At 72.4% G+C, this 22,335-nt stretch carries 20 protein-coding genes and 2 pseudogenes; 8 read left to right on the forward strand and 14 right to left on the reverse strand.

The annotated features are described in order from the left end of the window. Positions 1-73, reverse strand: a pseudogene (locus ACWDX7_RS12160) (ABC transporter ATP-binding protein); the annotation flags it as partial. Positions 74-83: 10 nt separating this feature from the next. Then, positions 84-860, reverse strand: a pseudogene (locus ACWDX7_RS12165) (VOC family protein); the annotation flags it as partial. A 220-nt stretch (positions 861-1,080) separates the two neighbouring features. Between ACWDX7_RS12165 and ACWDX7_RS12170 the strand changes: the two are divergent. Continuing rightward, on the forward strand, positions 1,081-1,734 hold the full coding sequence (locus tag ACWDX7_RS12170; RefSeq protein ID WP_451490577.1) for a flavin reductase family protein: 654 nt from the start codon (positions 1,081-1,083) through the stop codon (positions 1,732-1,734). Between the two features lie 25 nt (positions 1,735-1,759). Here ACWDX7_RS12170 and ACWDX7_RS12175 read toward each other — a convergent pair whose 3' ends face one another. The 3 genes from ACWDX7_RS12175 to ACWDX7_RS12185 are packed head-to-tail and all read right to left on the reverse strand — an operon-like array spanning position 1,760 to position 5,108. After that, positions 1,760-2,827 carry a Zn-dependent alcohol dehydrogenase gene (locus ACWDX7_RS12175; RefSeq protein ID WP_451490567.1) on the reverse strand — a complete coding sequence of 356 codons (1,068 nt, stop codon included), beginning with the start codon at positions 2,825-2,827 and terminating at the stop codon, positions 1,760-1,762. Beyond that, complete coding sequence (locus ACWDX7_RS12180) at positions 2,824-4,173, reverse strand: acyl-CoA dehydrogenase family protein (protein WP_451490566.1); 1,350 nt, start codon at positions 4,171-4,173, stop codon at positions 2,824-2,826. Before ACWDX7_RS12180 ends, ACWDX7_RS12175 begins: the two co-directional genes overlap by 4 nt. A 14-nt stretch (positions 4,174-4,187) precedes the next feature. Further along, a complete protein-coding gene (locus ACWDX7_RS12185) occupies positions 4,188-5,108 on the reverse strand; it encodes an SDR family oxidoreductase (RefSeq protein ID WP_451490565.1) in 921 nt (306 codons plus the stop codon). Between the two features lie 109 nt (positions 5,109-5,217). Between ACWDX7_RS12185 and ACWDX7_RS12190 the strand changes: the two genes are divergently transcribed. From ACWDX7_RS12190 to ACWDX7_RS12200, 3 genes are all read left to right on the forward strand, one after another. Beyond that, on the forward strand, positions 5,218-6,144 hold the full coding sequence (locus ACWDX7_RS12190; RefSeq protein ID WP_451490564.1) for a cyclase family protein: 927 nt from the start codon (positions 5,218-5,220) through the stop codon (positions 6,142-6,144). Positions 6,145-6,229: 85 nt separating this feature from the next. Next, the gene (locus tag ACWDX7_RS12195; RefSeq protein WP_451490563.1) at positions 6,230-6,670 is read left to right on the forward strand and encodes a hypothetical protein; all 441 of its coding nucleotides are present in this window, start codon (positions 6,230-6,232) and stop codon (positions 6,668-6,670) included. Further along, positions 6,667-6,789, forward strand: coding sequence for a hypothetical protein (locus tag ACWDX7_RS12200; RefSeq protein WP_451490562.1), 123 nt, complete (start codon positions 6,667-6,669; stop codon positions 6,787-6,789). The genes ACWDX7_RS12195 and ACWDX7_RS12200 overlap by 4 nt, the downstream gene beginning before the upstream one ends. A gap of 308 nt (positions 6,790-7,097) precedes the next feature. Here the strand turns inward: ACWDX7_RS12200 and ACWDX7_RS12205 are convergent, their stop codons facing one another. From ACWDX7_RS12205 to ACWDX7_RS12220, 4 genes are all read right to left on the reverse strand, one after another. After that, positions 7,098-7,571 carry an ATP-binding protein gene (locus tag ACWDX7_RS12205; RefSeq protein ID WP_451490561.1) on the reverse strand — a complete coding sequence of 158 codons (474 nt, stop codon included), beginning with the start codon at positions 7,569-7,571 and terminating at the stop codon, positions 7,098-7,100. A 256-nt stretch (positions 7,572-7,827) separates the two neighbouring features. Next, on the reverse strand, positions 7,828-8,814 hold the full coding sequence (locus ACWDX7_RS12210) for an acyl-CoA dehydrogenase family protein (RefSeq protein WP_451490576.1): 987 nt from the start codon (positions 8,812-8,814) through the stop codon (positions 7,828-7,830). A 5-nt stretch (positions 8,815-8,819) separates the two neighbouring features. Then, a complete protein-coding gene (locus tag ACWDX7_RS12215) occupies positions 8,820-9,974 on the reverse strand; it encodes an acyl-CoA dehydrogenase family protein (protein WP_451490560.1) in 1,155 nt (384 codons plus the stop codon). Beyond that, entirely contained in the window at positions 9,974-11,230 is a 1,257-nt protein-coding gene (locus ACWDX7_RS12220) for an amidohydrolase family protein (RefSeq protein ID WP_451490559.1), read from the reverse strand. The genes ACWDX7_RS12215 and ACWDX7_RS12220 overlap by 1 nt, the downstream gene beginning before the upstream one ends. Before the next feature lie 247 nt (positions 11,231-11,477). Between ACWDX7_RS12220 and ACWDX7_RS12225 the strand changes: the two genes are divergently transcribed. Together ACWDX7_RS12225 and ACWDX7_RS12230 are read left to right on the forward strand one after the other, a co-directional pair. Then, entirely contained in the window at positions 11,478-13,025 is a 1,548-nt protein-coding gene (locus ACWDX7_RS12225) for an AMP-binding protein (protein ID WP_451490575.1), read from the forward strand. Between the two features lie 273 nt (positions 13,026-13,298). After that, the gene (locus ACWDX7_RS12230) at positions 13,299-14,369 is read left to right on the forward strand and encodes a DNA polymerase III subunit beta family protein (protein ID WP_451490558.1); all 1,071 of its coding nucleotides are present in this window, start codon (positions 13,299-13,301) and stop codon (positions 14,367-14,369) included. 324 nt (positions 14,370-14,693) lie between these two features. On the opposite strand, the gene ACWDX7_RS12235 is transcribed toward ACWDX7_RS12230, so the two are convergent. Both ACWDX7_RS12235 and ACWDX7_RS12240 read right to left on the reverse strand, forming a co-directional pair. Continuing rightward, positions 14,694-15,959: a maleylpyruvate isomerase N-terminal domain-containing protein gene (locus ACWDX7_RS12235; RefSeq protein ID WP_451490557.1), complete on the reverse strand. Its 1,266-nt coding sequence runs from the start codon at positions 15,957-15,959 to the stop codon at positions 14,694-14,696. Further along, positions 15,956-16,534 carry a sigma factor gene (locus ACWDX7_RS12240; protein ID WP_451490556.1) on the reverse strand — a complete coding sequence of 193 codons (579 nt, stop codon included), beginning with the start codon at positions 16,532-16,534 and terminating at the stop codon, positions 15,956-15,958. The genes ACWDX7_RS12235 and ACWDX7_RS12240 overlap by 4 nt, the downstream gene beginning before the upstream one ends. Positions 16,535-16,866: 332 nt before the next feature. On the opposite strand from ACWDX7_RS12240, the gene ACWDX7_RS12245 reads away from it, so the two are divergent. Beyond that, positions 16,867-17,388, forward strand: a complete 522-nt coding sequence (locus ACWDX7_RS12245) for an EF-hand domain-containing protein (protein WP_451490555.1) — start codon at positions 16,867-16,869, stop codon at positions 17,386-17,388. Positions 17,389-17,685: 297 nt separating this feature from the next. Here the strand turns inward: ACWDX7_RS12245 and purU are convergent, their stop codons facing one another. Both purU and ACWDX7_RS12255 read right to left on the reverse strand, forming a co-directional pair. Continuing rightward, positions 17,686-18,576 (reverse strand): formyltetrahydrofolate deformylase, encoded by an 891-nt coding sequence (purU, locus tag ACWDX7_RS12250; protein WP_451490554.1) that lies wholly within the window; start codon positions 18,574-18,576, stop codon positions 17,686-17,688. A 14-nt stretch (positions 18,577-18,590) separates the two neighbouring features. Then, positions 18,591-19,037 carry an SCO4402 family protein gene (locus ACWDX7_RS12255; RefSeq protein WP_355409597.1) on the reverse strand — a complete coding sequence of 149 codons (447 nt, stop codon included), beginning with the start codon at positions 19,035-19,037 and terminating at the stop codon, positions 18,591-18,593. A gap of 219 nt (positions 19,038-19,256) precedes the next feature. Between ACWDX7_RS12255 and ACWDX7_RS12260 the strand changes: the two genes are divergently transcribed. Then, positions 19,257-20,534 carry an ABC transporter substrate-binding protein gene (locus ACWDX7_RS12260; protein WP_451490553.1) on the forward strand — a complete coding sequence of 426 codons (1,278 nt, stop codon included), beginning with the start codon at positions 19,257-19,259 and terminating at the stop codon, positions 20,532-20,534. Between the two features lie 98 nt (positions 20,535-20,632). On the opposite strand, the gene ACWDX7_RS12265 is transcribed toward ACWDX7_RS12260, so the two are convergent. Next, positions 20,633-22,087 (reverse strand): hypothetical protein, encoded by a 1,455-nt coding sequence (locus ACWDX7_RS12265; protein ID WP_451490552.1) that lies wholly within the window; start codon positions 22,085-22,087, stop codon positions 20,633-20,635. Between the last annotated feature and the right edge of the window lie 248 nt (positions 22,088-22,335).

A 22,335-nucleotide genomic window follows, 5' to 3' on the forward strand; every position in this document is an offset into this window, starting at 1 on the left:
GGTCGATGCCGCGCAGGGCGTGTACCTCGGTGGCGCCGCTGCCGTGTGTGCGGACGAGCTGGTCCAATTGCAGTACGGGCCGCTCGGGCTGGTGCCTTCAGCAGGGCGAATACCGCGCCGGCCGGGTCCGCCGCCCAGGCGATCCGGCCGACCTCCGGGACGTCCGCCCCCGGCATGAGGACCGAACCGCCGTTCTCCTCGACCGCCCGGGTGGTCGCGTCCACGTCGGGCACGTTGAAGTACGGCACCCAGCGCGCCTCCTCACCCGCCCCCTCCCCCAGGGGTGCGACCCCGCCGAAGGAGGCCTCGTCCTGGTCCCCTTCGGCGATGCTGAGCACGCGGTACGTCATCCCGGGCACCTGCATCTCGCTGTGCCGCCACCCGAACAGCCCGGCGTAGAAGGCGATGGCCGCGTCCGGGTCCGGTACGTGGAGCTCCGCCCACAGCAGCGTGTTCTCCTCGGACGCCACCTCGAAGCCGACGGTCTTGCCGGGCTGCCAGCAGGCGAACTCGGCGCCCTGCGGGTCGGTGAACTGCGCCAGCCAGCCCTCCCCCATGACGTCCATCGGCTCCATGCGGACGCGTCCGCCCCCGGCCCTGACGGCCTCGGCGGTGGCCCGTACGTCGGGGCTGAGGAAGTGCACCGTCCACGCGGACTTCGCCCCTTCCTCCGTGAGGGGGCCGAGCGCGGCGACGGTCTTGCCGTCCAGCTGGAAGAAGCCGTATCCACCGGTCTCCGGACCGGCGGAGACGAACTGCCACCGGAAGACCTCGCGGTAGAAACCGGCGGCGGCGCCGGTGTCGGGGCTGCCGAGGTCGAGCCAGTTGGGTGATCCGGTACGGAAGTCGGTGCCGAGCATGGGGGCCTCCCGGGAGTACGGCGGTCGGACGCGAGTCGGACGCGGTCGGTGGCCACGATGCCGAGCCGCCGCGGGCACGCGGGTGTACGGACCTGCGGCGGCCGGGGGTTTCACCCGGGTGGGGGCACGGCGGGGCCGGCCGCCTCAGGACGGAGCATCCGGCCCCTTCCTATCTGATGGGCCGTCAGCTTCAATCGGGGGTGTGATGGGACACGCAGGGATGGCGGCCACCGTCGTCCGATACCTCAGAGCAGCCGGCTCCCCCACCTCCGCCGCGCCGCAGTCGCAAGCGCAGCCACAGCCGCAGCCGCGGTCGCAGTCGCAGTCGCAGCCCGTCGACACCCTGCCGCGCCCCGACCTGCGGGCCGTCCGCGAAGGCGAGCGCGCGCCGGTCGGCTCGGCCGAGTTCCGCACCGTCCTCGGGAACTTCGCCAGCGGGGTCACCGTCATCACCGCACCGGCCGGCGACGGCGAGGAGGGGCCGGCCGGCTTCGCCTGCCAGTCCTTCGCCTCCCTGTCCCTGGCCCCGCCGCTGGTCACCTTCATGGTGGCCCGTACGTCGACCAGTTGGCCGCGCATCGCCCGCGCCGGGGTCTTCTGCGTCAACATCCTGGGCGCCGGACAGGGTCCGCTGTGCCGGTCCTTCGCCGTCAGCGGCGCCGACAAGTTCGCCGGGGTCACCCATACCCCCGCCCCCGTCACCGGGTCGCCGCGGCTCGACGCCGTGCCCGCCTGGATCGACTGCCGGATCCACGCCGTCCACACCGGCGGCGACCACCTCATCGTCGTGGGCCGGGTCGTGGCCCTGGGCGCGGCCGGCGAGGGGGATCCGCTCCTCTTCCACCGGGGCCGCTTCGGCCGTTTCACCGACTGAGCCCCACCGGCCGCGCCCGCGCGGGTCAGAAGGTGAGCACCCCGCGCGCCACCCGCCCGTGGCGGGCGTCATCGACCGCCGCGGCGAAGTCCTCGACCGGGTAGACCTCCGTCACCAGCTCGTCCAGCAGCAGCAGGCCCTGCCGGTAGAGCTCGGCGTAGCGCGCGATGTCACGCTGCGGCCGCGAGGACCCGTACCGGCAGCCCATGATCGTCTTGTCCAGGTACATCGACGCGACGAGGAAGGACGCCTCCTCCTTGTAGCCGGGCACACCCAGCAGCACCGCCTGCCCGTGCCGGTCGAGGAGGTCCACGGCCAGGCGGATCAGCTTCACGTCGCCCACGCACTCGAAGGCGTGGTCGGCGCCCGTCGGCAGGATCTCCCGCACGGCCGCGCCCGTGTCGGGCACCGCCGACGCGTCGATGAAGTGCGTCGCCCCGAACAGCCGGGCCACCGGCTCCTTCGCCGGATTCGCGTCGACGGCCACGATGGTCGTGGCGCCGGCGATCCGGGCGCCCTGGAGGACATTGAGCCCGATGCCGCCCGTGCCGATGACGACCACCGACTCGCCCAGGCCCACCCGGGCCCGGTTCAAGACCGCCCCGACCCCCGTCAGGACCCCGCATCCGATCAGCGCCGCCGATGTCAGCGGAATGTCGTCCGGGATCTTCACCGCCTGCACGGCCCGGACGACGGTGCGCTCCGCGAAGGCGGAATGGGAGGCGAACTGGAACAGCGCGCCGCCGCCCCGGGAGAACGGCTGCCCCGGCCGGCCGATCGCCTTGCGGCACATCGTCGGCCGGCCCCGGTCGCAGTCGGCGCAGGCCCCGCAGTTGGCGAGGGTGGACAGGGCCACGTGGTCGCCGGGCGTCACGTGCGCCACCCCCGGGCCGACCGCCTCGACCACGCCCGCGCCCTCGTGCCCGAGCACCACCGGCACCGGGAAGGGGATGGTCCCGTCGATCACCGACAGGTCGCTGTGGCAGAGCCCGGCCGCCGCCGTCGCCACCAGCACCTCACCCGGCCCCGGCTCGCGGATCTCCAGGTCGTGGACCAGCCGGGCCTGCTTGCCGTCGAATACGACGCCTCTCACCTGGACTCCTTCGGCAGGCCGAGCACGCGCTCGGCGATGATGTTCCGCTGGATCTCGTCCGAGCCGCCGTAGATGGTGTCGGCGCGGGTGAAGAGGAAGAGGCGCTGGGCCTCGTCCAGCCCCAGTTCGTACGGGAGACCGGGCGCCCACGCCGCCGGACCGGCCGTCGCGGCCGCGCCGCGGACCTCCACGGCGAGTTCGCCGAGCCGTCGGTGCCACCCGCCCCACAGCAGCTTGGCCACGCTCGCGGCGCCCGCGTCCCCGGCACTCCCCAGGGTCCGCAGGGCGTTCCAGCGCATGGTGCGCAGCTCGGCCCACTGCCGTACGAGGCGCTCGCGCAGGGCCGGATCCGGGGCGGGGCCCGGGGCCGGGACCCCGGCGGGGGCCCTGCCCGGATCCCCGGCGGGAGCCGTGGCCCCCGCGGATCCCGTCGCCCCGCCCGGCCCCCCGCACCGCGCGGCGTACGTCGCCCCCGACCGCGCCGCGTACGGATCCGCGCCCCGGCCCGCGTACGCCGCGAGCACCCGCTCCAGTTCCGCCGCGAAGCCGATCTGCTGGACCAGCGTCGAGACCCCCCGCTCCAGCGCGAGCAGTCCCATGGCCACGGTCCAGCCGTTGCCCTCGCCGCCCACGGCCTCCCGCGCCACCGCCCCGTCGAAGTACACCTCGTTGAACTCCGACGTCCCCGACATCTGCCGGATCGGCCGGACCTCGACGCGGCCCGGCTGGTCCATCCGCACGAGGAGGAAGGACAGCCCCCGGTGGCGCCGCGAACCCGGCTCGGTGCGGGCCAGCACGAAGCACCAGTCCGCCTCCCGGGCCAGGGAGGTCCAGATCTTCTGCCCGGTGACGCGGAAGGCACCGGCCGCGCCCGCGGCCGGCTCCCGTACCGCGGTCGTACGGATCGCCGCCAGGTCGGAGCCGGCGTCCGGCTCGCTGTAGCCCTGGCACCACAGCTCCTCGCCCCGCGCGATGCCGGGCAGGAAGCGGTCCCGCTGCTCCGGGCTGCCGTACGCGATCAGGGTGGGCGCGAGGAGGTTCTCGCCGATGTGGCCGACCCGGCCGGGCGCGCGCAGCGCCGCGTACTCCTCCGCCCACACCACCTGCCCGGTGAGGGAGAGCCGGCGCTGTCCGTACGCCCCGGCCGGGAGGTCCCAGCCCTGCCCGATCCAGCCGCCGCGCCCCAGCTCGCGCTCCCAGGCGCGCCGCGCCGCCAGCTCCTCGTGTTCGCTGCCCGGCCCGCCGCGGCCGGCGGCCCCGGCGTACGGCCCCACCAGGTGCTCCCTCAGCCACGCCCGGGCGCGGATGCGCAGCTGTTCGTCCTCGGTCCCGAAGCTGAAATCCATCCGGCCTTGGCTCCTTACGCGTTGGGGCGGTCCTTGGCGGCCGCCGCCTTGGCCATGGCCTCCAGCTGCGCCAGCATCGGCATGGGGTCGGTGCCCACCGTCCCGGGCAGGAAGTCGGCGATCTTCTGCGGGGTCCAGGGGCCCTCGGCGTACGCGGCGCGCAGCTCGCGGGGCTGCGCCCAGACGGCGATCTTCGGGCCGGCGACCGTGTACACCTGCCCGGTGATCCTTTCGCCGCCGACGGCGAGGGCCCGGTCGCTGAGCAGGTAGGTCACCAGCGCGGCCACGTCCTCGGGCTCGCCGATCTCCTTGAGCTCCATGGGGACGTTGGCCGACATACGGGTGCGGGCGACGGGCGCGACGGCGTTGGCGGTGACCCCGTACTTGGCCAGCCCGAGCGCGGCGCTGCGGACGAGCGAGATGATCCCGCCCTTGGCGGCGCTGTAGTTGGCCTGCGCCACCGAGCCCTGGTGGTTGCCGCTGGTGAAGCCGATCAGGGTGCCGCCGCCCTGCCGGCGCATGACGGCGCTGGCCGCGCGGAAGACGGTGAAGGTGCCCTTGAGGTGGGTGGCGAGCACGGGGTCCCACTCCTCCTCGGACATGTTGAACAGCATCCGCTCGCGCAGGATGCCGGCCACGCAGGCGACGCCGTCGACCCGTCCGTAGCGGGTGAGCGCCGTGTCCACGACGCGCTGCCCGCCGGCCATGGTGGAGATGTCGTCGGCGACGGCCACGGCCTCGCCGTCCGCAGCGAGGATCTCCTTCACCACGGCCTCGGCGATCTCGCTGGTGGGCTCGCCGCCCCCGATGCCGACGCCGTAGTCGTTGACGACGACCCTGGCGCCCTCGTCCGCCGCGGCGAGTGCCACGGCGCGTCCGATGCCCCGGCCCGCGCCGGTGACGGCGATGACCTTGCCTGCCAAGAAGTTCCCCACGCCCGGCCCCTTCCCGCATTTTCTGACGGTCCGTTAGATTCTTGGGCAGCCGGATGGGCGAGCACAAGCCCCGGTCGCCGTTCGTTCCAGCCGAGGAGCTGATGAGGCCATGACCCTGCCCGCCGCATTCCACGAGATCGCCGAGCGCGTCAACAACTGGGGGCGCTGGGGCGACGACGACGAGATGGGCACCCTGAACCTCATCACCGACGAGGTCGTACGGGCGGCCGCGGCGGCCATCCGCAGCGGCCAGCGGATTCCGCTCGCGCTCCCCCTCAAGGAGGACGGCGTACAGGCCGGCCTGATCCCGGGGCGGATCAACCCGCTGCACACGATGGTGCAGATCAACCAGGAGATCTTCGGCCCGGGCACGGTGGCGTGCAGCGACGACGCCGTGTCCATGGGCCTCCAGGCGGGCACGCACTGGGACGGCCTCACGCACGTCTCGCACTCGGGAAGGATCTACAACGGCCGTCCGGCCTCCTCCATCACGGCGCACGGCCGCGCCGAGTTCAGCGGTATCGACAAGGCCGGGCCCATCGTCTCCCGCGGCGTCCTGCTCGACGTCGCAGCCGCGAAGGGGGTCGACCGCCTGCCGGGCGGCCACGCGGTGACCCCCGAAGACCTGGAGCAGGCGGAGGAGTTCGGCGAAGTCACGGTCCGCCCCGGCGACATCGTCCTGGTCCGCACCGGCCAGATGCGGGTGTACCTGGCGGGCGACCGGCACGGCTACGGCTTCCCGTCCCCCGGCCTCTCCGTGCGCACTCCGCAGTGGTTCCACGCCCGGGACGTCGCCGCCGTCGCGAACGACACCCTGACCTTCGAGATCTTCCCGCCGGAGATCGAGGACCTGTGGCTGCCGGTGCACGCGCTGCACCTGGTGGAGATGGGCATGCACCAGGGCCAGAACTGGAATCTCGAAAAGTTGTCCACAGCCTGTGCACAAGAAAACCGCTACGCGTTCCTGCTGTCCGCGATGCCGGAGCCCTTCGTCGGCGCCACGGGCACCCCGGTGGCCCCGGTGGCCATTCTCTGACACGGGGCGGCGCATACGGGGCAGACCCGCCACGGGATCTGGCGGCTGGTCTGAGCCAGAAAAAATTTCTAGAAATCATCTCTACATGGGCGAGCGGCCGGTCCAGACTCGGAGCCATGGCATCGAGCACATCCCCACGGCACGTGATCCGATTACTCCCGCTACTCCCGTCCACCACGCCGTCATCCGCGCCGCCGTCGTCGCCACCCTCACCAACATCGGCGCGCCGCTCTGCGGCTCCGGCTCCGGCCCCGGCGGCACCTGCGGTCTCGACTTCGGGCCCGCCGTCTCCAGCGACGCCGTCTTCGGCACGCCGTATCCGATCTTCAACGGCGACTGGCGGTGGAACGCGGCGGACCCCACCGCGCACATGGACCAGCTGGCCGGCATGGGCATCGCCCTCTACACCGGCAACGGCAACGGCAACGGCAACGGCAACCCGGCCGACGGGGAGTTCTGGGTCAATCGGCGGCGCGGCACTCGAAGGAGCGCCTGGACGCCCTGGGATTCCCGTACCACTACGTGAACTACGGGAACGGCGCCGGCTGGGGCGAGAACTGCAAGGGCGGTCACGAAAGGGGCTGCTGGGACCAGGACCTCGTGGACTACGTCCCGCGCTTGGAGGCGGCGTTCGCCGCCGCCTGAGCGCCCACGTATGCCCCTGGTCGCCCGTCCCTGCCTGATCACCCCGACCAGCCTCACCAGCCTCACCCGCCTGACCACCACCGCCTCCTGCCGCCCGGTGACCGCCGGGCGGCAGGAGGCGGTGCGGCCGTCTTCCGGTACTCGCAGGAGTGGTCTGCGGGTGGCGGCGGCGCGCGTGCAAGCCCCGAGCGCGGCACGGCAGCCGCCACCCCGCGACCCGCACTCGTCAAGGCGTGCCCTTGGCGTCCCCTCGCGTCGAATCGCTCCCCACCAGGGTGATCAACATGTTACGAACCGTCAACACCTCTTTAGAGGTACACGCGCGGTTCCCGCCTCGGGCCGCATTCTTCCGACACGCCGTCAGGCCCGTCCGCCGCGCAGTCGGTCGCGGGCTTCTCCGCGCAGTCGATCTCACACCAGATCCGCTTGCCCGCACCCTCGCGCTGCCAGCCCCAGCGGTCCGCCAAGCCGTCCACGAGCTCCAGGCCGCGCCCGCCCGTGTCGTCCCCGGCGGCCTGCCGTGGATGCGGGGCCCGGTCGCTCGCGTCGGCCACCTCGACCCGCACCCCCGGCCCGCCGAACAGCATCCGCAGTACGGCCGGGCAGCCGGTGTGCACGACGGCGTTCGTGACCAGCTCGGAGATCAGCAGGATCAGCGTCTCGGCGAGCGGCTCGTCCTCCCCTATGCCCGACCCCGCCAGCCGGGACCGGGCCCACCGGCGGGCCCGGCCGACCTCGGCGGGATCCGCTCCTACCTCCAGCTGAACCTGAAGCACCTGCACCGCTCACACCATCCGAACCGGCGGACACTTCGCCTCGCGACAGGACGGGATCACCCCGCGTGATCCCCTTGCGGAGGAGCATGGTTGACCTACAGTCACCACAACAAGCGCTTCGGGCATATTCCCGCGCGAAGGAGGGGGCGTGGTGCATACTGTGCGACGCTCGCGCCGCTCAACCGCTCGCATTCGTGGGAGCGTACCGGAGCAGGCAGCCGACTCCGGTCCGTAACGACTCGGCTAAGGACACAAACCGATATCAACTCCGTGTAATCGGACATGCGTCCCGCGCCGTTCCTCCCACACCCGCGCCGCACCCTTCCGCCGCGAGGAGCTCCGCCGCCAGCAGCTCCTCCGCCAAGAGCTCCTCCGCCTCCGCGGCCGTCCGCCACTGCTCGGCCCGCACCCAGGCCCGCTTCAGGTGCAGGTGCACGTCCGCCTCCCAGGTGAAGCCCATCCCGCCGTGCACCTGCAGGCAGTCCCGCGCATTGCGTACGGCCGCCTCGTCGGCGAGGAGCTTCGCCGCCGCGATCTCACCGCCGCGCGCCGTCACCGCCGCCGCGTAGACCGCCGTACGGGCCACCTCCGCCCGTACGAGCATCCGCGCGCACAGGTGTTTGACCGCCTGGAAGGCCCCGATCGGCTGCCCGAACTGCTCGCGCTCCCCCGCGTACGCCACCGCCAGCTCCACCGTCCGCAGCGCGCTCCCCAGCTGGAGCGCGGCCGTCAGCAGCGCGCCCTCGTCCCGGAACTCCGCGGCGCCGGCCCCTCCCGCCGGCACCCGGTGCAACGGTGTCAGCGGGTCCACCGAGGGCACGGGCTCGCCCGCCGGGAGGCTCGGCGCCCCCAGCACCGCGTCCGCCTCGCCGAGGTGGGCCACCAGCGACTCCCCGAGGTCGAAGGCCGTCACCACCGCGGCGCCCACGGCAGCCCCCGGGACGGAGCCCGCGGCCAGGTGCGTGGCGACCAGCGGCCCCGGCACCAGGGCCCGGCCGGCCTCCTCGAAGACGAGCGCCGCCTCCGGCAGCCCGAGGCCGACCCCGCCGTCCGCCTCCGGGAGCCGCAGCGCGAAGAAGCCCGCCGCGCCGAGCTCCCGCCACAGGGCCCGGTTCACCGCCGCCGCGCCGGCCACCGATGCCGCGCCGTCCGCCGACGCCTGGAGCTCCTCGCGCCCGTACCGCCCCGCCAGCAGCTCCCGTACGCCCGCCCGCAGGTCCCGCTGCTCCTCGGTCAGCTGGAAGTGCATGCCGCTCACCGGCCCTTCGGGAGGCCGAGGATCCGCTCGGCGACGATGTTCCGCTGGATCTGCGAGGTGCCGGCCGCGATGGTGTACGAGAGCGACGACAGGCGGCCCCGGACCCATTCCTCCTCCAGGGCGAGGGAGCCGGCCCCCAGGACCTCCGCCGCCGTGTCGTACAGTTCCTGGCGGGCGTGCGAGTAGGCCAGCTTGAAGACGGAGCCGCCCGTGCCGGGGACGCCGCCCGTGGTCCGCGACTCGCTCACGTTCCACTGCGTGAGCCGCCACAGGGCGCCGAACTGCCCGTACAGCCGGCCGAGCCTGCGCCGCAGGACCGGATCGTCCCAGCGGCCGTTGGCCTTCGCCGCGCGCGCGAGCTCGCCCAGGGTCCGGCGGCAGGCGACGACCTCGCCGACGAAGGCGGTGCCCCGCTCGAAGGACAGCGTCACCATGGTGACGCGCCAGCCGTCGTTCTCGGCCCCGACCCGGTTGGCGACGGGGACCCGTACCTCGTCGAGGAACACCTGGGCGAACTCCGCCGTCCCGGCCAGCGTGCGCAGCGGCCGGACCGTGACCCCGGGCGCGTCCATCGGCATGGCCAGCCAGGAGATCCCCCGGTGCCTCGGGGCTTCCGCGTCCGTCCGTACCAGCAGTTCGCACCAGTCGGCGACCTCCGCGTGCGAGGTCCAGATCTTCGAGCCCGTGACGACGTAGTCGTCGCCGTCCCGGACCGCCCGGGTGCGCAGCGCGGCCAGGTCGGAGCCCGCCTCCGGCTCGCTGAAGCCCTGGCACCACACCTCGTCGCCGCGCAGTACCGGCGGCAGCCAGCGCGCCCGCTGCTCGGCGGTGCCCTCGGCGGCGATGGTCGGGCCCGCGTGCAGCAGCCCGACGAAGTTGGCGCCGATGTACGGGGCACCCGCGCGCTCGGTCTCCTCCAGGAAGATCAGGTGCTGGGTGGGGGTGGCCCCGCGGCCCCCCGCGTCGAGGGGCCAGTGCAGGCCCGCGTAACCGGCGTCGTAGAGCCTGCGCTGCCAGCCGAGGTCGTACGCGCGCCGCCCCGGCCAGTCGTCGGGCGACGGCTCGGCGGGCAGCTCGGGCAGCACCTTGCCGAGCCATGCGCGCAGCCCCGCCCGGAATTCCTGCTCCTCCGGGGTGTAGGTGAGATCCACTACTCGGCCCGCTCCGGGGCGGGAACCTGGGCTGAATCCACAGCCACCTCCCGGTCCACATCCCGGTCCAGATCCAGATCCAGGCCGAGCATGCGGATGGCGTTGCCGCGCATCAGCTTGTAGACGGTCTCCTCGTCGAGGCCCTTGACGTGGTCGAGGGCGACCTCCTTGGTGTGCGGGAAGGTCGAGTCCACGTGCGGGTAGTCGGTCTCGAAGGTGGCGTTGTCGCGGCCGACCACGTCCAGCGAGGCGATGCCGTGCTTGTCGCGGAAGAAGCAGCAGAACATCTGCCGGTAGTAGTACGTCGACGGCGGCTCGGGGATCAGATCGCGGACCCCGCCCCAGGCGCGGTGCTCCTGCCACACGTCGTCGGCGCGCTCCAGGGCGTACGGGATCCAGCCCATCTGGCCTTCGCTGTAGGCCAGCTTCAGCGCCGGGAACTTCACCAGGACCCCGCTGAAGAGGAAGTCCATCATCGAGGCCATGGCGTTGTTGAAGCTGAGCGCGGCCTGCACGGCGGGCGGCGCGTCGGGGGAGGCCGCTGGCATTTGGGAGCTGGACCCGATGTGCATGTTGACGACCGTCCCGGTGTCCTGGCAGACGGCGAAGAAGGGGTCCCAGTAGCCGGAGTGGATCGAGGGCAGCCCGAGGTAGGTGGGGATCTCGGAGAAGGTCACGGCGCGGACCCCGCGGCCGGCGTTGCGCCGGACCTCGGCGACGGCCAGGTCGATGTCCCACAGCGGGATGATGCACAGCGGGATCAGCCGGCCCCCGCTGTCGCCGCACCATTCCTCGACCATCCAGTCGTTGTACGCGCGTACACAGGCCAGCGCGACCTCCTTGTCCCGCGCCTCGGCGAAGGTCTGCCCGCAGAAGCGCGGGAAGGTGGGGAAGCACAGGGAGGCCTCGACGTGGTTGAGGTCCATGTCACGCAGGCGTGCCCGGGGGTCCCAGCAGCCCCTGCGCATCTCCTCGCGGGTGATGCCCTCCAGGGTCATGTCGTCGCGGTCGAAGCCGACGGCGGCGATGTTGCGCTTGTACGGGAACTTCAGGTCCTCGTAGATCCACCAGTCGGTCGGCGGGCCGTCGGGGTCCATGGAGATCACGTACTTGCCGCCGGTGTACCGGAGTTCCCCGATGCCGGCGGTGAGCGCCTTGGGCCCCCGGTCGCGGTACTGGGCGGGCAGCCACACGTCGAACAGGTGGGCCGGCTCGATCACGTGGTCGTCGACGCTGATGATCCGAGGCAGTTCCATTGATCTCCCCAATCTGATGGATCGTCAGAAACAAGCTAGTCCCGCCACCCCTGGACCGACAAGCACCGCCGCTCTACGCTCGCCGCACAATCTGACGTGTCGTCAGGTGATGGGCCAAGGGAGGTCTGGAATGACGGACACCGCGGACACGACGGGCACCACGGGCACCACGGATGCCGCTGGGTCCTCTGACACCTCGGGCACCACGGGCACCACGGGCATCGCTGAACTCGCGGACAGCGCAGACATGGCTGGCACCGCGGAGGAACTGAGCCGGTCCCGCACCCTGTGGGAACTGGTCACCCGCCGGGCCGCCCTGACCCCCGGGGCCACGGTCCTGATCGAGGCGGCCGACACCGCCCCGGCGGACCGCCGACTGACCTTCGGAGAGCTCCACGCCCGTTCCGAGCGCGTGGCGGCCGGCCTCCACGCCCTCGGCGTACGCCCCGGCACGGTCGTCGCCTGGCAGCTCCCCACCCGCATCGAGACCGTGCTGCTCTCGCTCGCCCTCGCCCGGCTCGGCGCCGTCCAGTCGCCCGTCATCCCCTTCTACCGGGACCGCGAGGTGGGCTTCGCGCTGCGCGAGGCGAAGGCCGAGTTCTTCGCCGTCCCCGGCGTCTGGCGGGGCTTCGACTACCCGGCGATGGCCCGGCGGCTGGGTGCCCGCGGCGTGTTCGAGGCGTACGGGGCCCTGCCCGAGGGCGACCCGTCCGTACTCCCGCCGCCCCCGGCCGACGGCACCGAGGTCCGGTGGATCTACTGGACCTCCGGCACCACCTCCGACCCCAAGGGCGTCCTGCACACCGACCGCTCCCTGCTCGCCGGCGGCTCCTGCCTCGCCCACGCCCTGCGCCCGACCCCGGCCGACGTCGGCTCGATGGCCTTCCCCTTCGCGCACATAGCCGGGCCCGACTACACCGTGATGCTGCTGCTCTACGGCTTCCCCGCGGTGCTCTTCGAAAAGTTCGCGATGCCGGACGCACTCGACGGCTACCGCCGCCACGGCGTGACGGTGGCCGGCGGATCAACCGCCTTCTACTCCATGTTCCTGGCCGAGCAGCGCAAGGCTCCCGGCGTACCGCTCATCCCCAGCCTGCGCCTCCTCGCCGGCGGCGGCGCCCCCAAGCCGCCGGAGATCTACCACGCGGTCGTACGGGAACTGGGCTGCCAGCTGACCCACGGCTACGGCATGACCGAGGTTCCGATGATCACCATGGGCGACCCGGACGACACCGCCGAGCACCTGGCCACCACCGAGGGCCGGCCCCCGGCGGCCATGTCCGTCCGCATCACCGCCCCGGACGGCACACCGCTGCCCGCGGGCACGGACGGGGAGGTACGCCTGCGCGGCGAGGCCGTCTGCCGCGGCTACCTGAACCAGGACCCGGCGAGCGAGCCCTTCGACGCCGACGGCTACCTGATCACCGGCGACCTCGGCCACCTCACGCGGGACGGCTACCTCGTCCTCACCGGGCGCAGCAAGGACGTCATCATCCGCAAGGGCGAGAACATCTCCGCCAAGGAGATCGAGGACCTCCTCCACCGCCTCCCCGGCGTCGGCGACGTGGCCGTCATCGGCCTCCCGGACCCGGAACGCGGCGAACGGGTCTGCGCGGTCGTAGAACAGCCCCCCGGCGCCACCCCACTGACCCTGCCCCAACTGACGGCGCACCTGCGCGCGGAGGGTCTGGCCCCCCACAAGCTCCCGGAACAACTCGAACTCCTGGAGGCCCTCCCCCGCAACGAGGCCCTGCGCAAGGTCCTCAAGTACAAACTCCGCGAACGCTACTCGTGACCCTGACCCCGCTCCCTAAGTGATCCAGTTTTGAGGTCCTTCGGGGGTTGGCGCTGAAGAAGCTCCCGTGCCATGCGGTGATGTGGAACGGGGCTGCGTAGCCGAGGGCTCCAGGGGCGGCCCGAACGCGCTGGTGCGCGCTGGCTTCCCCAAGCTTGTCGATTACGGCCTGGCGAGCGGAGCCGGTGGCTTGTCCTCGGTGCCGCAGCCCGGTGGCTCTCTTCGCGGGTGCGAGTTGACCTTCAAGTTGGATGAAGGTCAACAATCGGGTCCATGGACGGCACCACGGAACTACTGAGCATCAGCGCCTTCTCGCGGCGAGTGGGTCTCGCTCCGAGCGCACTGCGTTTCTACGACGACTGCCGTGTTCTGCGGCCGGCGTGGGTTGACGGCGCGACTGGATACCGCTTCTACAGCCCTGCGCAGGAGGCCCGTGCCGCTCTCTTGCGCGGTCTGCGAGATGGGGGACTGCCGCTGGCCGAGGTTGCCGTGGTGCTCGACGGGCCCGAGCGCGAGGGCCGAGAGGTGCTGGAGCGGCACTTGGAGAGGATGCGGGACCAGGCTCAGACCGCCAAGGCCGCCATCGCAGTGGCTCTGCGTTCCCTCGCGTCTGCTGGCATGACGGAAGCGCGTATCGGCGGCGTGGAGTTGGCCAGTGCTGTCCGCCAGGTGGTGCCGGCCGCAGCCTCCGACGTGGAACATCCTGCGCTTGGCTGCGTCCTCATCGAGATCGATGACGGCGAGGTTCGTCTGGTGGCTACCGATCGCTATCGCCTGTCGATGCGTGTCCTGAGGCCGGCGGCGCTCGATGGAGGGCCCTGCCGTCTGCTGGTGCACACGGCAGGCCTGATCGAGTTCGGGCAATGGGCGGCGCGAGTCCACCAGGTCACCATCCAGGTCGGACCGGACGGGACCCGAGCACGCGGTACGTCAGAGTCCCGGGGCCTGGCGACCGTCGATGACCCGTTTCCTGACTACCGCGAGATGCTCTCGGCTCTGGCCCCGCCCGAATACCGCGTGATCGTGGATCGCCTGGCCCTTCGCGACGCGGTCAACAGCCACGGCGACACTCCCCGCATCGCTCTGAGCTTCGCCGGCGACGAGATGACCATCTCGCTTCCCGATCACTCCAACGCCGCCACCCGGCCGGCGGTCTGCCATGAAGACCTGCCCCAGCGGATCGGCTTCGACCCTGCCGTCCTGGTTGCCGCTCTGGAGGCCAGCGTCGGGCCCGACGTCTTGCTGGAGATCTCCGCCGCCGACCGTCCTGTCGTGGTGCGTTCCGCGGACCAGGGCAGTTTCACCACTCTGGTCATGCCGGTCGCCCTCAACACCTGCAGCTGATTTTCCCTCAAGGGGGAGGAAGCGCTTCACCGAGTTGCCCGACGGTTACCAGGCCGCCTACGACGAGATCAGCCGCGGCCTCGACCTTCCGCCGAAGGTCACCACCACCACATCAGCCTCGGTACGCCGATCCATCGCTCACCAGATCCAGCGCGATCTGTTGAGAGGGTAACGCGCTAAGCCATTCTCAGGCCGCCGAGGTCGAGCGTCCCCCCTCCCTGCCCCACCGCAAGGCAGACCCCGGACACCGCTGGCCGCCCTCCGCCCCTTCCCGGTCGCCCCCGCGCCGAACACCCCGACCGCTCCGGCCGCGCGTCGGGGGTCCTACAGGCGGCTGAGGGAGGCTGCCGCGAAGAGGACGTCGCGGATGGCCTCGCGGTCGCCGTGCTGGCCGATCGCCGCCTCCTCCGGGGAGATGCGCCCGGCGGCCAGCTGGCAGAACTCCGCGCCGTCCAGCGCGATCTCCGCCACCCGGTGCTCCGGCGACGGCTTCGCCGCCGGGGAGTCCAGGGCGATGTCCCAGCCGCCACCGCCCGCGCCCTCGATCTCCAGGTGCAGGGTCCGCCCGGGAGCTCCCGCCGCGACCAGGCCGCGCGCCGGAGCCGCCAGACCCGAGCGGCGCCGCTGGGCGAGGGCGCCCGGCAGGAGCCGCGCCGCCAGGTCGATCATGCCGTGCAAGTGCGGTCCGGACGGGGGCTCGTACGGGTAGTCCACCGCGTCCGCGATGTCCCACGCGTGCACCCAGCACTCGAAGGCCCGCTCCACGAACGCGTCCCCGAGCGGCAGCTCGAAGCTCCCGTAGTCCACCGCCAGTTCGGCCACTCCGCGGCCCGCGAAGGACACCGTACGCACCAACGTGTGGCCCTGCTCCCGCCACGGCTCGCGGACGTGCCGCGTGACCGGGTACGCCGACGCCTTCCAGAAGTGCTCCGTCCGCGCGGCCGGACCGCCCGTCGGGGCGCTTTGACCCAGCGGGTCGTCCAGCCCCAGCGCGGTGGCGACCAGCCCGTCCACCGTCAGCAGGTGCCCGATCACCCCGGCCACCGTGGTCCGGTGCGACTGGCGCCGCTCCTGCTCGAACCACTTCAGCCGCACGGGGGTGTGCCATTCCGCGTCCCCGAAGTCCTGGAGCAGCGCGTCGAGCCGCGCGGTCTCGGTGTCGTACGGATTGGCCCACACCGGCACCGGGATGCGGGCCGGCCGCTTGCCCAGGCAGTCCTCCAGCACGCGCGAGCGCAGCAGCGGCTTGAGGTCCAGGCTCTCCTCCGGGTGCAGCAGCCCCACCGCGTCGCGCAGGCGCAGCGCCTCCTCCGCGCAGGGCGCGCACTCCGTGAGGTGGTCCTCCACCGCCTGCGTCTCCTCGGCGGAGCAGGCGGCGAGCGCCCACGCGCCGAGCAGGGACTTCAGTACGGCGTGCGAGGGCGGCGGCTGGGGAGGCGGCTGCGGAGGCGACGACGGCAGCGCCGCCAGGAACGGCGCGGGCGCGTACCGCGGGTCGAAGTCGTCGGCCGCCCCGCGCGGACCCGGTATCCGCGGCGGACCGCCGGGCCGCTCGTATCCGTCGTCATGCGACTCGGCGGGGCCGTTCATCGGGGCATTCCATATCCGGGCGGGCCGTATCCGGGCTGGGCGGCGTCCTCCTGCGGGAGGGCGTTGGCGGTCGACAGCAGCTGGAGGCCGAGGCGCAGCCGGCGCCGCGCCTCGTCCTCGCTGATCCGGAGGTCCGCGGCCGCCTGGCGGTAGTCGCGCCGCTTGAAGTACGCGAGTTCCAGCGCGGCGCGCAGCGGCGCGGGCATCGACGTGACGATGAAGTCCGCGCGGGCGGCGGCGTTGGCGCTGCGCACCTTCTGCTCCAGCTCCTCGCGCGAGCCGCGGCCCAGTTCGGCCTGGCGCAGCCGCGCCACCGCCTGACCCTGGGTGATGCGGGCCACCCACGAGCGCATGGAGCCCTGTTTGGGGTCGTAGGCGTCCGGATTCTCCCAGATGTACCCGAACACCTCGCGGGTGATCCGGTCGGCCGCCTTCTCGTCGCCCAGCACCCGGTGCGCCAGGCTGTGCACGAGCGAGGCGAAGCGGTCGTACAACTCCCCGAGCGCGGCGGCCTCGCCGCGGGCGAGGCGCTGCTGCATGCGGCGGTCCCAGCGCGGTGGTACGTCCTTCGGCATACTGCCCCCAGCCGTGTGTCGACGCATCGAATGTAGTCGGCGAAGGGCGGACGGCGCCCGTTTTGGGAGAAGCTCGTCCAGGAAACGCGCCCTGCGTGATAGGGGCGTGACCGCCCGTGAACGGCTGTGCGGGCCACCGCACATGGACGCGTGCGCGCACGGGCGCTCCGGCACATGCGCACACGCGTACGCGCCCCACCGCGCTCCCCGTGCGCTGGTTCGATGCGGCCACCTGCTTGACCACTTCGCTTAACGCACAGGCCACGAAGGCCGTACGCTCCTGCCTGTCTTGATCTGTACCTCACCGCACACGTGAAGGCGGAACACCGAATATGGAAAGCGCAGAATACGAGCGCAAGATCGCTGCCCGATTCGCCACCTTCGACCAGGACGGGTCCGGCTATATCGACCGGGAGGACTTCAGCGCGGCCGCGAAGGCCGTCCTGGCCGAATTCGGTACCACCGCACGGTCGGACAAGGGCCAGGCCGTGTTCGCGGGCGCCGAGGCGTTCTGGCAGGGAATGGCCGGGATCGCGGACGTCGACGGGGACCAGCGGGTCTCCCGCGAGGAGTTCATCACCGGCGCGGCGAAGCGGCTGCGGGACAGCCCGGAGCGGTTCGCGGAGATCGCCCGGCCGTTCCTGCGAGCGGTGATCGCGGTGGCGGACGATGAGGGCGGCGGCGGCGCGACGCCTGCGGCCACCGCGCGGGTCCTGGGCGTGCTGGGCACCCCCGCCGACCTGGCCGACCGGGTGGCGGCGGCCCTGGACGCCGACGGCGACGGCCGCATCTCGGAGGACGAGATCCTGACGGCGTTCGCCTCCTACTGCGGCGTGGAGGCCCCGGACGCGTAACGCCCGCGGCGCGCCCGGCCGACAACAGGCTGGTCCCCGCACCTGCGCGGCCGACACGGGCGGGGCCTGCGCCCCGCCCCCCACGGCCGCCCTCGATCGCCGGCCGGGCTGACACCCGCCCCACCGGCGAACGGGCGCACGCGGACCGCCCGGACCCCGGGGCCAGGGCGCACCCCCGGCCCCGCCGGCGCGGGGGCGTGGGGCCGCAGGGTCCGGGGCCAGGGCCAGGGCCCCCGACAGCCGGGCCGCAAGGGCGGCCGGGGGCCGGGGCCGAGCCCCTGCGGCCCGCGGGGAGGGCTACGCGAAGACCACCGTGCGGGTGCCGTTCAGGAGGACGCGGTGTTCGCTGTGCCACTTCACGGCCCGCGCCAGCGCCTGGCACTCCACGTCCCGCCCGATCGCCACCAGCTGCTCCGGCGTCACCTCGTGACCGACCCGCTCGACCTCCTGCTCGATGATCGGCCCTTCGTCGAGGTCCGCCGTCACGTAGTGCGCGGTCGCGCCGATCAGCTTCACACCGCGCGCATGCGCCTGGTGGTACGGCTTCGCGCCCTTGAAGCTGGGCAGGAAGGAGTGGTGGATGTTGATGATCCGCCCGCTGAGCTCCTTGCACAGGTTGTCCGACAGCACCTGCATGTACCGGGCCAGCACCACCAGCTCGACGTTCTCGGACCGTACGAACTCCAGCAGCTCCGCCTCCGCCGCCGCCTTCGTGTCCTTCGTCACCGGGATGTGCACGAAGGGGAGGTCGTACGAGGCCACCAGCTCCGCGAAGTCGGTGTGGTTGGAGACCACGGCCGCGATCTCGACCGGCAGGGCCCCGATCCGGGAGCGGAACAGCAGGTCGTTCAGGCAGTGGCCGAACTTCGACACCATCAGCACGATCCGCATGCGCTCGTCCGAGCGGTGGATCTGCCAGTCCATGGCGAAGGAGTCGCCGATCGCGGCGAAGCTCGCGCGCAGCTTGTCGACGGTCACCGTCGGCTCGGCCTCGAAGTGCACCCGCATGAAGAAGAGCCCGGTCTCGCGGTCTCCGAACTGCTGGCTGTCCACGATGTTGCAGCCGGTCATGAAGAGATAGCTGGACACGGCGTGCACGATGCCCCGCTTGTCGGGGCAGGACATCGTCAGGACGTACTGCTGGGGGTCAGCCTGCGGCTGGATCTGTCGCTGGGGGTGGTCGCTCATGACTGCACAGCCTTTCACACCGTACGGGTGAGCAGCCTCAACACTTCCAGCGACCGCGGCCGGACGTCCGGGTCCTCGCCGTCGGCCGTGGCGAGCCGTACGTGGGCCTCGCGGGCGGCCCGTACGGCCTCGGGCCAGGCGTGGTGTTCCAGGTAGGCGGAGACGGGGGCGTCGGGCCCCACCTGGTGCATGATCCGGAGCACCCGCAGGACGGCGAGGTCGACGAGGGCGGCTTCCTGGGAGTCGCGGAAGATCGTGCCGACGTACTTCTCCGCCGACCAGCTGTCGAGCCAGGTGTCCTCGACGAGCCGGTACACGGCGTCGGTGACGTCCCCGTACCCCTCCGCCCCCGCCAGCCACGTGTCCTCGTGGAAGGCCGGATCGGAGAGCATGTGCAGCGCCGAGCGCACATTGCTGCGCCAGCGCCACCACGGCATGTCGTTGAGGGGCATGCCGCCCATGGTGGAGGAGCGGCCGCCGCGGCGGGAAGAGTTCTTCGAACCTTCGACGAATGTCACGCTTTCGATCGTACGTTCCCGCTCACCGTGATCTTCAGGCACCTGTCTGCGGCATAGGGCGGCGGCACTCACTCGCGCACCCCCGGTAATTCACCTGGACGTCACCGCATGTTGTGTACACCTCACTCCTCAGTTCCCCGTGGAGCGGAATGGTGCATGGACATGACCGATTGGCGACGCGCAGCATCCCGCTCCCGCACCTTCCTGGCCACGGCGATCGGCGTGTGCCTGGTGGCCGGGTGCGGGGTGTTCCCCGGGGAGGGGCCGAAGGGCTCCGGGGACACCATCACCGTCATGACCTTCGCGCCCGAGGGCACCAAGGCGACCAACATGCCCGGAATGCCCGGCATGGCGAAAGCTTACGAACGCTGGGTCAACGCCAAGGGCGGCATCAACGGCCGCAAACTGCGCGTACTGACCTGCAACGAGAAGAACACGCCCACCGGGGCCGCCGACTGCGCCCGCACGGCCGTGGCCGAGGGGGCCGTCGCCGTCGTCGGCTCCTACAGCCAGCACGGACGCGCCTTCATGGCCCCGCTCGAAGTCGCCGGAATCCCCTTCATCGGCGGGTACGGAGTCTCCTCCGAGGAGTTCCAGTCCACCTTCTCCTACCCCGTCAACGGCGGCCAGCCCGTCCTCCTCTCGGGCGCCGGCTACCAGCTCGGCCGAGTATGCGACCGGGTGGCCCTGGTGCGGCCCGACACCTTCGCGGGCGACTCGCTGCCGGTCATGCTCAACTCCGGACTGCGGGCCAACAAGATGACGGAAGCCTCCGACATCCGGGCCGCCGAGGACTCGGCGGACTTCGCGCCGCAGGCCCGGGACGCACTGGCCAACACCTCCTCCGGCAAGGAACGGAGCTGCGTGACCGCCGTGCTCGGTGAGCGCACCGAGACCTTCTTCGACGCCTTCCGCCGGGCCGACGGGCAGCGCAAGAAGCCGCAGATCGCCTCGGTCCTGGGCAGTGTCAGCCAGTCGCTGGTGGACCGCACCGGCGGCAAGGAGAGCCCCTTCGAGGGCGCGTTACTCACCAGCTGGTATCCGGTGTCCGGCGATCCGCTCTGGGAGCCGATGCGGAAGGTGATCTCCCAGCACGCCTTCGGCGACGCCAGCGTCGACCCGGACGACAGCGGCACGCAGACCACCTGGATCGCCTACACCGTGCTCAGCGAGATCGTGAACCGCTTGGCGGAGGACGAGGAGATCACCGGCCGCAAGATCGCCCGGCAGCTGAACAACTCGGACGCCGTCAAGACCGGAGGGCTCACTCCCGAGCTGAGCTGGCGCTACCAGGACATGCGCGCCGTCGCCGGTTTCCCCCGCATGGTCAACGGCCGGGTCACCTTCCAGATCGTCCAGTCCGGCCGCCTGGTGGCCCAGCAGGGGGAGCAGTCGATGGACATGACGCAGACGCTGGAACAGGCCCCGCGCACGGCCTGATCCCCCTCCGCGCCCCCTCCCGGGCGGGGGCCTTCCGAGCGGGGGGCTTTCCGGGCGCGGGCCTTCCGGGCGCGGGCCTTCCGGGCGACCGGTGGGTGCTACAGCTGGGACTTGTCCCGCTTGGTGAGGCCGTACTTGGCCGCGATCGTGTTCCACATGGTCGCGGCCGACTCCTTGGCCTTCGTCGCCTCGCCGCTCGCCTTGTTGCCGGCGACGGCGTTCTCGGTGGGCTTCGCCCGGCCGTCCTTGCAGCCCTTCTCGTCCCTGTCGCCCTTGTCGTCCTTATCGCCCTTGTCGTCCTTGCCGCCGGCCACGTCCTGCGCCCACGCCGCGTAACTGTTGTCGGCCGCCGCGGAGGACTTCCAGGCCTTGGTGAGGGCCGCCGACAACTTCACGTGGTCCGGGAGCTTGTCCAGCTTCAGCTCCTGGAGGCGGGTCACGAGCTCCTCGCGCTGACGGGCCGCGGCGCGCAGGTCCACGGCCGCCTGGTCGAGGTTCTTGCAGACCTTGATGTCCTCGACGGCCTTGATCACCGCGTCCCGGCTGTCGCTGCTGTCCGCGAGGAGCTTGTCGAGCTGGACGGCCTGGGGGCGGGCCGGGTCGACGGGAGCCTCCCCGGCGGGCGCCGGGGAACCGCCGCTCGCGGTGGGTGGGGAGGGCACCGCGCCCGGGTCGTTGTTCTGCGGCTTGCCGTCGCCGAGCAGCGCGCCGACGCCGAGCCCGACGACGGCGAGGCCGATGACGACCGCGGCGATGATCGCGGGCGACACCTTCCGCGAAGCCTGCGGCGGCGGGGGCGGCGGCGCGTACTGCGGATGCTGCGGGGGCGGCGGCGGTACGGGGCCCTGGGCGCGCGGCGGTACGGAGCCCTGCGCGCGCGGCGGGTAGGGCCGCGGCTGCGGCGGCCGGGGCGGCACCGGCTCCTGGATCGGCGGCAGTTGCTGGGTGTGCCCGGCGCTGTCGTGCTCACCGCGGAAGAGCCCGTCGAACTCGGCGGGCGGGACGGGCGGGATGTACTGCGTCGCCGCCTCGTCATGCCCCTGACCCGGCCCCTGACCGGCCGGCCCAGGCGGCACCGGCGGCATGTACTGGGTGGCGGCCTCGTCGCGCCCCTGACCGGCCGGACCGGCCGGGATGGGCGGGAGGTACTGCGTCGCCGCCTCGTCATGCCCCGGACCCTGCCCCGGACCCTGACCCGCCGGCCCAGGTGGCACCGGCGGGATGTACTGCGTCGCGGCCTCGTCGTGCCCCTGACCCGGATCCTGACCGGCCGGCCCAGGCGGCACCGGCGGCACCGGCGGGATGTACTGGGTGACCGCGTCGGGCAGCGGCGGGTAGCCGTAGCCGTGCGGATCGCCCGGTCCCTCGTACCCCGGCCCCACCACGTGCCCCGCCACCGGCTGGGCGGGCGGGGCGTGTTGCGGGTAGCCGTACGCGGGCTGCGGCTCCTGGCCGGGCTGCTGCCGTTCGGTCTCCTGCGGGTAACCGGACGCCGGGTCCGGACCCCACGGGGCTCCCGGCTGGGGGACGCCCCCTTGTCCGCTCTCCGTCACCGGGTCTCCTTCGCCGACTCTCCGCACCTACGGAACCGGCGGCTCACGCTACCTGGTCACCCACCGCCACCGTCAGGCCACCCGGCTCCCCCGGCGCATTAAACCCCCGCCGGCCCGTGAGGCACGACGACCCGGAGCCAAAGCCCCGATCCCCAGCCCCGCCAAGGCGCACCTCCCAGCGGTAGCTCGGAGAGTTCGAGGCGCGGGGGCCCGGCGGCAGCGGCCCGGCCAGGGGCACCTCCCAGCGG

The sequence above is a fragment of the Streptomyces sp. NPDC003034 genome, assembly GCF_053591375.1.